This is a genomic window from Marinitoga sp. 1135, from assembly GCF_013363245.1.
Taxonomy (GTDB): Bacteria; Thermotogota; Thermotogae; order Petrotogales; family Petrotogaceae; genus Marinitoga; species Marinitoga piezophila.
Genome location: NZ_LBEZ01000021.1, coordinates 1 through 9,190, shown reverse-complemented (window position 1 = coordinate 9,190; position 9,190 = coordinate 1). Strand labels below are relative to the sequence as shown.

At 30.4% G+C, this 9,190-nt stretch carries 8 protein-coding genes; 2 read left to right on the top strand and 6 right to left on the bottom strand.

The window, feature by feature from the left end; all coding sequences use genetic code 11:
• Nucleotides 1-307: 307 nt before the first annotated feature.
• Nucleotides 308-1,009, top strand: a complete 702-nt coding sequence (locus tag XO10_RS09535) for a class I SAM-dependent methyltransferase (RefSeq protein WP_175418533.1) — start codon at nucleotides 308-310, stop codon at nucleotides 1,007-1,009.
• 17 nt (nucleotides 1,010-1,026) lie between these two features.
• On the opposite strand, the gene XO10_RS09530 is transcribed toward XO10_RS09535, so the two are convergent.
• Together XO10_RS09530 and XO10_RS10825 are read right to left on the bottom strand one after the other, a co-directional pair.
• The gene (locus tag XO10_RS09530) at nucleotides 1,027-2,955 is read right to left on the bottom strand and encodes an ABC transporter ATP-binding protein (protein ID WP_014297366.1); all 1,929 of its coding nucleotides are present in this window, start codon (nucleotides 2,953-2,955) and stop codon (nucleotides 1,027-1,029) included.
• A gap of 1 nt (nucleotide 2,956) precedes the next feature.
• On the bottom strand, nucleotides 2,957-4,669 hold the full coding sequence (locus XO10_RS10825) for an ABC transporter ATP-binding protein (RefSeq protein WP_255370598.1): 1,713 nt from the start codon (nucleotides 4,667-4,669) through the stop codon (nucleotides 2,957-2,959).
• Between the two features lie 122 nt (nucleotides 4,670-4,791).
• On the opposite strand from XO10_RS10825, the gene XO10_RS09520 reads away from it, so the two are divergent.
• The gene (locus tag XO10_RS09520; RefSeq protein ID WP_014297364.1) at nucleotides 4,792-5,529 is read left to right on the top strand and encodes an MBL fold metallo-hydrolase; all 738 of its coding nucleotides are present in this window, start codon (nucleotides 4,792-4,794) and stop codon (nucleotides 5,527-5,529) included.
• On the opposite strand, the gene XO10_RS09515 is transcribed toward XO10_RS09520, so the two are convergent.
• From XO10_RS09515 to fliL, 4 genes are read right to left on the bottom strand one after another with little or no spacing between them, the layout of a single operon-like run.
• Nucleotides 5,512-6,147, bottom strand: a complete 636-nt coding sequence (locus tag XO10_RS09515; protein ID WP_014297363.1) for a hypothetical protein — start codon at nucleotides 6,145-6,147, stop codon at nucleotides 5,512-5,514. The genes XO10_RS09520 and XO10_RS09515 overlap by 18 nt on opposite strands.
• Entirely contained in the window at nucleotides 6,144-7,520 is a 1,377-nt protein-coding gene (gene fliY, locus XO10_RS09510; protein ID WP_175421435.1) for a flagellar motor switch phosphatase FliY, read from the bottom strand. The genes XO10_RS09515 and fliY overlap by 4 nt, the downstream gene beginning before the upstream one ends.
• A 14-nt stretch (nucleotides 7,521-7,534) precedes the next feature.
• Entirely contained in the window at nucleotides 7,535-8,563 is a 1,029-nt protein-coding gene (gene fliM / locus XO10_RS09505) for a flagellar motor switch protein FliM (protein ID WP_014297361.1), read from the bottom strand.
• A gap of 23 nt (nucleotides 8,564-8,586) precedes the next feature.
• Nucleotides 8,587-9,135 (bottom strand): flagellar basal body-associated protein FliL, encoded by a 549-nt coding sequence (gene fliL / locus XO10_RS10820; RefSeq protein WP_014297360.1) that lies wholly within the window; start codon nucleotides 9,133-9,135, stop codon nucleotides 8,587-8,589.
• Nucleotides 9,136-9,190: the final 55 nt, after the last annotated feature.

The window sequence follows — 9,190 nt, the reverse complement described above, 5'->3', positions numbered from 1 at the left end:
AATATCAAATCATATATATTAAATTAAATCAAAGAAAAAATGTAAAAATACCAATAAACTCATTACAGCATCAAAAGCTGTAAAAGGGGGTAATTTTCTAAGATTATCAAAGAAAAATTTTAACATACTTTTAAAATTTATATCTTGACTTTTTAGAGAATACCCGAATTTTCAAATGGAGCGAGGATTAGAAATTCTTGCTGTCTGAGAGAATATTATTTTTCTACTTTCAAAGATAAATTTTGAGGATCAGCAACCAAGTCGTAAAAATGAAGATTTGTTTTAATTTCGCTATGGAGGGAATTATATGAATATAGATAGAAGATTAAAAAATTCTTATGAGAAACTGGCAAATCATTATGAGAAGGATGTAGATACTAAAAGTTTTAATGCTTATTATGAAAGACCTGCTATGACCAGATTAATTGGTAATGTGAATGGGTTGAAGATTCTCGATGCCGGTTGCGGTGCAGGTTATTATATGGAATTAATGATAAATAAAGGTGCAAAAGAGGTTGTTGGGATTGATTTTTCAGAAAATATGGTTGCTGCTGCGAAAAGAAGGATTAAAGATAACGGAAAAGTATTTCTTCATAATTTAAACGAAGATTTACCTTTTGAAGATAGTTATTTTGATTTAATAATCTCATCGCTTACTCTACATTATGTAAAGGATTTAAATAAGGTTTTCATGGAATTATCAAGGGTTTTGAAAAAAGATGGACATATTGTTATTTCTATACATCATCCTATGATGACTTACCTTTATTTTCAAATAGAAAATTATTTTGAAGAAGTTTTGCTGGAAGATAGGATTAATGGTATTCCTGTATTTTTTTATCATAGACCGCTTGAAATGATTATAAATGCTTTTGCTAAAAATAATTTATTTATTGAAAGAATTATTGAACCAAAACCCATAAAAAAATTCATGGAACAGGATGAAAAGAATTATAAAAAACTTATGAAAAAACCACAATTTATCCTTATTAAAGGAATAAAAAAATAGCCAGCTAAATTGCTGGCTTAATTTGTTTCGTACTGTAATCTATAAAGGTCATAATATATGCCTCTTTTTTCCATTAAATCATTATGTGTTCCTTCTTCAACTACTCTTCCTTTATGGACAACAAGTATTCTATTGGCTGTTTTTATTGTGGATAATCTATGCGCAATGGATAATATTGTAACTTTTCCTATGAGATTTTCCATGGCTTTTTGTATTAAATATTCCGTTTCAACGTCTATATTAGCTGTTGCTTCGTCTAAGATAATTATTTTTGATTTGAATATTACTGCTCTTGCAAGTGCTATTAATTGTCTTTCACCTGCTGATAATGTGCTACCTCTTTCAAGTATTTTTGTATAGTATTTATCCGGAAATTTTTCTATCATTTCATGTGCATGTACCTGTTTCGCTGCATTTATTACTTCTTCTTCGCTAATACTTTCATCGAACATTCGTATGTTATCAAGTATTGTTCCTGTAAATAAAAATACATCCTGTGGAACAACAGCTATTTGCCTTCTTAATGCCTTTATATCGTAATCTTCAAGTTTTGTATTTCCTATGAATATATCTCCCATTTGCGGTCTGTATAGGCCATTTATTAATTTTATAATTGTTGTTTTTCCTGAACCTGTTTCACCAACTATTGCTATATTTTCATGTTCTTCAATTTCAAATGAAACATTTTTAAGTATATAATTGTCCTTTTCATATGCAAATGAGACATTGTGAAATTTTATACTGGCTTTATCAATCTCTTTTTTTAAACCTTTGCCATAATCCTCTTCTTCAAGTTCATTTAATTTGAATATTTTTTCTGCTGATGCAAATGCATTTTGCATAATATCGTATTTTTCTGCAATATCAAATAAAGGTCTAAAGAACATATCTATATATGAGGTAAATGCCACAAGAACACCAAATGAAACGAGATTTTGTTTAAATAATCCTGCACCAAACCAGAATAATAAAGATATGGTTATATAATACATAACGTTCATAAATGGTCTGAATAATCCGTTTAATATTATTTGCTGCATTCTTGCCTTATATAGTTTATGGCTTAAATCATAAAATTCCTTTCTTTTTCTTTCTTCCTGATTAAAGGCCTTGGTTACTGCTGCACCAGAAATATTTTCTGCAAGGAATGAGTTTGTAGCTGAAATCCTCGTTCTTGCTTTTACATATATCTTTTTATCCAGAACACCAAAAATCCATGTAACCAAAATTATAGCTGGAAACATTATGGTTACATATAAAGATAATCTAACATTCATTTTAAACATTACTATTATTACACCAATTATTATTGCAACGTCTTTTGTTAAACTGGTAAGAACGTCTGTGAAAAATTGCGATAGATTTTGAGTATCGTTTACAGTTCTAGTTGTTATTTTTCCTGTTGGATTTTTTGTAAAGAAGTCAAGAGGAACATGTAGCATATGTATATAGAGTTTTTCCCTGATATCATATATTACCTTTTGTCCCAGCAAATTGGAAAATATTACCTGCCCGTAATTAAAAAGGAATTGAAAAAAGAAAAGGGTTATTATTATTATAGAATATTTGGAAATTTCACTTAATGCACCTGTTTTAACGTTTTTTACAAATTCATCTTTAACGGGTATCTTTTCATTTGTTTTATCGTTTATCATGTAATATGAATCATTTTCATGTTTTAAAACATATTCACCGTTTGGTGTGCTTTTAAATGTATCATCGACTTTTTCAAATTTATATGCAGCATTTATAACATTATCAATTACATATCTCATTATTGTTGGTATGGTTAAATCAACTACTGTAGAGGCAACAAGAAAGATTAACGCAGCTATAAGTATTGCATAATATTTTCTTATATATTGCCATAAATCTTTGAATATTTTTCTATTTGAATAACTTCTTTGCTGTTCTTCTTTTAATATATCTGTATGAGCTGTTCGCATATTATTCCTCCTCTAACTTTTCTTCAATGAGCTGTTTCATATACATACCATAATATACGCCTTCAAGTGCCATTAATTCCTGATGAGTTCCTGATTCAATTATTTCACCATCATCAAATACAAATATTTTATCTGCGTTTCGAACAGCTTTTAGTCTATGGGATATAACTATCATTGTTTTGTTAATTACATTATTTCTTAAATTGTTTATTATTGCTTCTTCTGTTTCTGTATCAACAGCAGAAAGACAATCGTCCAGAATTATAAAGGAGGCATCTTTAGCCAATGCTCTTGCAATACTTACCCTTTGTTTCTGACCGCCGGATAATGTTACTCCTCTTTCGCCAACAAGCGTTTTATATTTTTCAGGTAATTCAAGTATATCTTCATGAACATTAGCTATTTTTGCAAATTCCGGCGCTTTTTCTACCTGTTCAGGATGGGCAAAACTTATATTATCTTCTATTGGCATTGAAAATAAAAATGATTCCTGAGGAACATATGCGATATTATCTCTTATTACCTTAGAATGTAATTTGTTAATGTCTATACCATCAATAAATATTTTCCCGTCTTCCACAGGATAGAATTTTAAAAGCAGTTTAGCTATTGTGGATTTTCCAGAACCTATCTTTCCAACAAAAGCTACCATTTCTCCCGGTTCTATATTCATATTTATATTTTTTAAGACTATTTTATCTGTTCCTGGATATTTAAAGTTTAAATTCTTTATTTCAATTTTCCCTTTAAATTTATAATTTTCATCTATTTTTTCTGGTTCAGGAACATTTGATTTTGATTTCATTATTTCCATTAATCGCTGGTAGGAAGCTTTACCTCTTTGTAATACATTTACTACCCATCCTATTGCCATCATGGGCCATACTAACATACCAATATATGAGTAAAACATTATTAACTGTCCAAATGTAATTTCTTCATTTATTACCATTTTTCCACCAAGATATATAGCAATTACACCAGACATTGAAGCTAAAAATTGAATTAACGGAAACATTAATCCCCATGTTTTTATTAAGCTCATCTGGGCATCATAGTATTTTTGAGATCTGTCATTAAATCTTTTTAACATTGTTTTTTCAAGAGAAAATACCTTTACAACATGAATACCCGCATAACTTTCTTCTGTATGGTCTGATAAATCAGAAATTGTTTTTTGTAAATGTTTAAATAATTTTCTTATTGTTTTTCCAAAGAATAGTGTAATTAAACCTATTATTGGCAATGGCAATAATGAATATATTGTAAGCTTTAAATTGACAAAGTTTATCATTGCATATATGGTTATAGAAGACATAAATAATGTGTCTATCATCATTACTATTGACGGCCCCATTGCCATTCTTACAGAATTTAAATCTTCTGTAAATCTGGTCATTAAATCTCCTGTTCTCCATTTGTCATAAAAGTCATATGACTGGTCCAATATATGACCAAACATTTTGTTTGCTGTTTTGAATTCAAATAATCTTGAAGTTCCAAATATAAAAAATCTCCATATAAATCTTCCTATCATTATTGAAACAGCAAGTGTAAGCATTGAAATAATATAGGTTTTAATGACATTCATATTTTCAATATTTTTCAGGTTGTCAATTATTCCACCTATTTTTTTAGGAATAAATATTTGAAAATAATCAATCATCAATAAAAAAATTATCCCTATTAAATAACGCCACCAATTTTTTTTCACAAATTCTTTGATTATAATATTCACCCCCTATTGTTTGTCTTACAAACAATTCTAACATTTTTAAGGAAAAAAATCAATATATAAAGAACTATTAAATGAAAATGATTAAGGAGGAGTCTATAATGCTGGAGGTAATTAATAATAAGGTTCTGGTGTTCTGGTTTGAAAATATGGCAAGTAATGTTACAGCTGTAGAATTAAATGAAGAGGTAATTTTAATCGATTCTTCACTTTATCCTGAAAAGTTAGAAAAAATTATAGAGTTAGTTGAATTGAGAACTAAAAAGAAGGTAAAAAAGGTATTTTTAACACATTATCATCCTGATCATTCATTTGGAGCAATTTTTTATGGAAAATTAGAAATAATCCTATCAGAAAAGACTATGATAAAACTTTTTGATTATGACAATGAAATTCTTGAAAAAATTTCAAAGGAATCTGAATACGATTTTTCTGATTTACAGAAAAAACTTGCTAAATGCAAATTTAATATTTTCAGAAATGATACTTTAAATACCTCTTCAAAATCTGTAATTAGTGGTATTTCATTGGGAGGTCATACTGCAGATTCCACTATTTATAAGATTTATCCGGATAATATTCTTATTGCGGGGGATTTAATTGTTTCAGGAACCCATTCTGAACTTGATGATGGCAATATTGATAACTGGATAAAGATTTTAAATGAATTTAAATCACAGGATATAAATAAAATAATTCCCGGTCATGGAAAACCGGGAGGAAAAGAACTTATTGATTTTCAACTTGATTATCTTAATACATTTAAATCAGGTAATGTTGAAGAATTATTGAAAAAATTCAAAAAACTTAAATATCCTGAATTACTCAACAGAGAATGATAATAATTTTTCTTTTATGAAATCTGTATTCATAGGTGAGAAGTTGAAATATACTTCCACCTTTTTTTTATTATTTGAATTATAAAATTCCATCTTTTCAGCATAGTATGTGTTATAAATTTTTTTCATATATATTTTTAACTGTGTATAATCAACCCGCATTAATCTGAGAAGATTTTTTGTTTTAGGATAAAAATAATATATATTATAATTATCTGTCTCTATTTTTTTTATTATAAATTTTTCAGGTGTATAAGAAACAGAAAGCACTTTTATAAAATTAATAAATACTTTCAGGTTTTGTTTTATATTATCATAACTATCAGCCGGTTTACCGTTTAATTCTGTATAAAATTTATCTTTATGATAATCATAATAATAGCCTATTCCGGATAGTATTTCCGGTTCATGAATTTCAAAATAATAATATTTATAATTATCCACATATAAATCAAGAAAAATTGAGGTAGGTGTTGCATCTACCTCAAATTTCATTTTTATTGTAACTTTAAATTGCTGCAATTTTGAATATTCTGAAAATTCATCGTATATATTATCAGAAAACGATATTATAGAAATTATTATTATCAGAATTAAAAAGATGCTTTTTCTCATCATTTTAACGCTCTCAACCTTTCTTCTAAAGATACTATTTCTGTGATTCTAACACCAAAGTTTTCATCTATAACAACAACCTCTCCACGTGCAATTAGTCTGCCATTTACATATATATCTACAGGTTCACCGGCCAATTTATCCAATTGAATCATTGATCCCTGATGGAAATTAAGAATATCTCTCAATGAATATTTCCTTCGACCAAGTTCAACAGATACATTTAATGGTACATCAAATAATAATTGTAATTTTTCATAGTCTATCTCTTCTGTTGGTTCAACTGTTTTTCCTGAAATATTCCCAAATGTTTTTGGTTGTACATTAACCTGTTGTTCCGGCGGGATATATCCCATTGGTTGTTGCATCGGCATTTGTTGTGGATATTGAGGATACATCATTGGCTGTTGCATTGGCATTTGTTGTTGTGGATATTGAGGATACATTGGTTGTTGCATCGGCATTTGTTGTTGTGGCATCATTGGTTGTTGCATTGGCATCTGTTGTTGCGGCATTGATTGCTGCATCGGCATCTGTTGCTGCATTGGCATTTGTTGTTGCATTGGTTGTTGAGCTGGCATTTGAGCCGGAGCTCCTGCAGCCTGTTGTGCCTGTGCATTTTCTTCAAGATCAACCTGTTGTGCTGCAAGAACTTTTTCTTTTATATCATGTGCTATATCTATTGGAACAAATTGCCACATTTCCCCATCTTTCATTCCCTGAATCTTTAATATAAATTTAACAGCTATTATTGTATCTGCTGTTCCCTCAAAATCAGGTGGAAAGGTTAAATTGGGATCATCAAAATCCAGAACCTCTACCTGAGGTGGCGTTATATCAACTTTCGTTTGCAAAAAATCCGAAAGCGATGTAGCCGCTGCACCCATCATCTGGTTTATTGCTTCTGCTAATGCGCTTATTGATATTTCATCAAATGTTTCCGGTACATTTTCACCTGTACCACCCATCATTAAGTCTGCAATAATGGAGGAGATTTCAGCAGGGAATAAAAAGAAATTTGTACCCCGTAATCCATCTTTATAGTTTATGGATATCATTAAATATTTTCCACTAAATTGATTTTTTAATTCAGACTTTAATAATTTAAGCGGTGTTGGACTTGATATATCAACCTTTCTTTTTAATAAGGTTGATAATGTTGTTGCTCCAGCACCCATTGCAATATTTCCAACTTCTCCAACAAGGTCTAATAACACATCATCAACCTGTGCATTTTCACTTGAAGTAGTTGGTCCACTTGCTGATGCTGAAGCTGAACTTCCAGAATCAGCTGTATTTCCAGAACTATTTTCTTCCTGAGTTAATCCCTGTAAGAGCGCGTCTAACTCCTCTTGAGATAAAAATTCATCAGACATTTGTTACACCTCCATTATTGCAAACTCTCCAGATATCTTTCCACAAGCACTTTTTCAAGCAATTCAGGATCTTCTTTTTCTATTTTTATAGCATAATGTCCTTTATGTGTTCCAGGAGTTCCCTTGAATACAGGTGTATCCTGAATGGTTACATCAATTGGTTCATCATTAAATGAATCAAGTCTTATAACATCACCTATGTCTATATTTAAAAATTCACCCAACTGAAGCGTTGTTTTTCCCAATACAGCTTTAACATCTGCTTTAGCCATTAACACGGAATTTTTTAATTTTTCCATTTGTTTTGGTGATGTTTTTATATCTGGAGACCATAATCTTGTGGTCAATTTTTCATTTATTGGTTCTAATAACGAAGAAGGCCAACATACATTTATAAATCCCTGTATATCTCTGAAATTTATTGATAATGTAATTAACACTGTCATTTCGTTTGGAGCCGCAATTTGAACAAATTGCGGATTAAACTCTGTTTTTTCCAGAATAGTGTCAAATGGCACTATTGTGGCCCATGCCTTACTTAATGCTTTTATTAAAGATAATCCCTCTTTTCTTAAAATTGCAAGCTCTAATTCAGTAGGTGTTCTTAATGTTTCGAGAGGAATTCCAGGTCCTCCCAATAATTTATCGACTAAAACATAACCAATATCAAGCCCCATCTGAAATACTGCACTTCCTGGCAATATATCTGTTGAGAATACAGATATAAATGTTGGACTTGTTAGAGATTGCTGAAATTCACTAAATGTAATCTGGTCTACACTGGCAAAGGTAACATTTACATATGATCTTGCTCTTGAAGATAAATATGTTGAAACATCCCTTGCATAGTTTTCATGTATTAATTGCAATGTCCTTAGCTGTTCCTTGGAAAATTTCATTGGCCTTCGGAAGTTATACTCCCGAATATTGGCCATTATATCTTCTTCTTCATTTACATTTGAGACAGCTAAAGAACCCGCCTCCATCGCCTGCAATAACGCATCTATTTCCTCTTGTGACAACGTTTCATTTTCTGGAGGCATACTTTCACCACCTTTTTAATAAACTAATAGGCTGAAGTTATAACAACTATATCAATAATAACCTGTATCACTCCATATTTCTCTTTTTCTCCAACAAATCCTGTAATTTCATTTACAGCATTTTTTATCTGATTCTTTAAAATCTCTCTTCCTTCAACCGTAGTTAAATCTTCACGTGTTTTGGTAATAAAGATAAGGCCTATCGCTTCTAAAATTTCAACATTGTATTGGGCTACTGCCTCTCTACATTCATCACTTCCAACCTTTAATTGAAGTGCATTTACTATTGCTATTTCATTTCCACCTTTTAACATAAATTGTCTTTGATTACCAGGCCTTATTATTTCAGCTAATCCAACCTGTACAGCCTTTTCTTCAACTCCCTGAGCCTGCTGTTGTGCCTGTTGTTGTGCCTGCTGAGCAATATTCTTACCAAGCATATTTATTAAAACAAAAGCACCACCAACAGATAAAGCCACTGAAACAACTATTGCAATAATTAAAAGCAATATTATATTGGGACCTTTTTTACCACCCTGTTGCTCTTCTTCCTGGATTTCTTCTTCAGGCACTTAAATCACCTCTCTTATCTCAAGCGCTGTCTTAAAATCAATAAATCAATTCTTC

Bases quoted from the DNA above. Each gene is read 5' to 3' on its own strand.
- XO10_RS09535 (WP_175418533.1), top strand. From the start codon at position 308: ATGAATATAGATAGAAGATTAAAAAATTCTTATGAGAAACTGGCAAAT.
- XO10_RS09530 (WP_014297366.1), bottom strand. From the start codon at position 2,955: ATGCGAACAGCTCATACAGATATATTAAAAGAAGAACAGCAAAGAAGT.
- XO10_RS09520 (WP_014297364.1), top strand. From the start codon at position 4,792: ATGCTGGAGGTAATTAATAATAAGGTTCTGGTGTTCTGGTTTGAAAAT.
- XO10_RS09515 (WP_014297363.1), bottom strand. From the start codon at position 6,147: ATGATGAGAAAAAGCATCTTTTTAATTCTGATAATAATAATTTCTATA.
- fliY (WP_175421435.1), bottom strand. From the start codon at position 7,520: ATGTCTGATGAATTTTTATCTCAAGAGGAGTTAGACGCGCTCTTACAG.
- fliM (WP_014297361.1), bottom strand. From the start codon at position 8,563: ATGCCTCCAGAAAATGAAACGTTGTCACAAGAGGAAATAGATGCGTTA.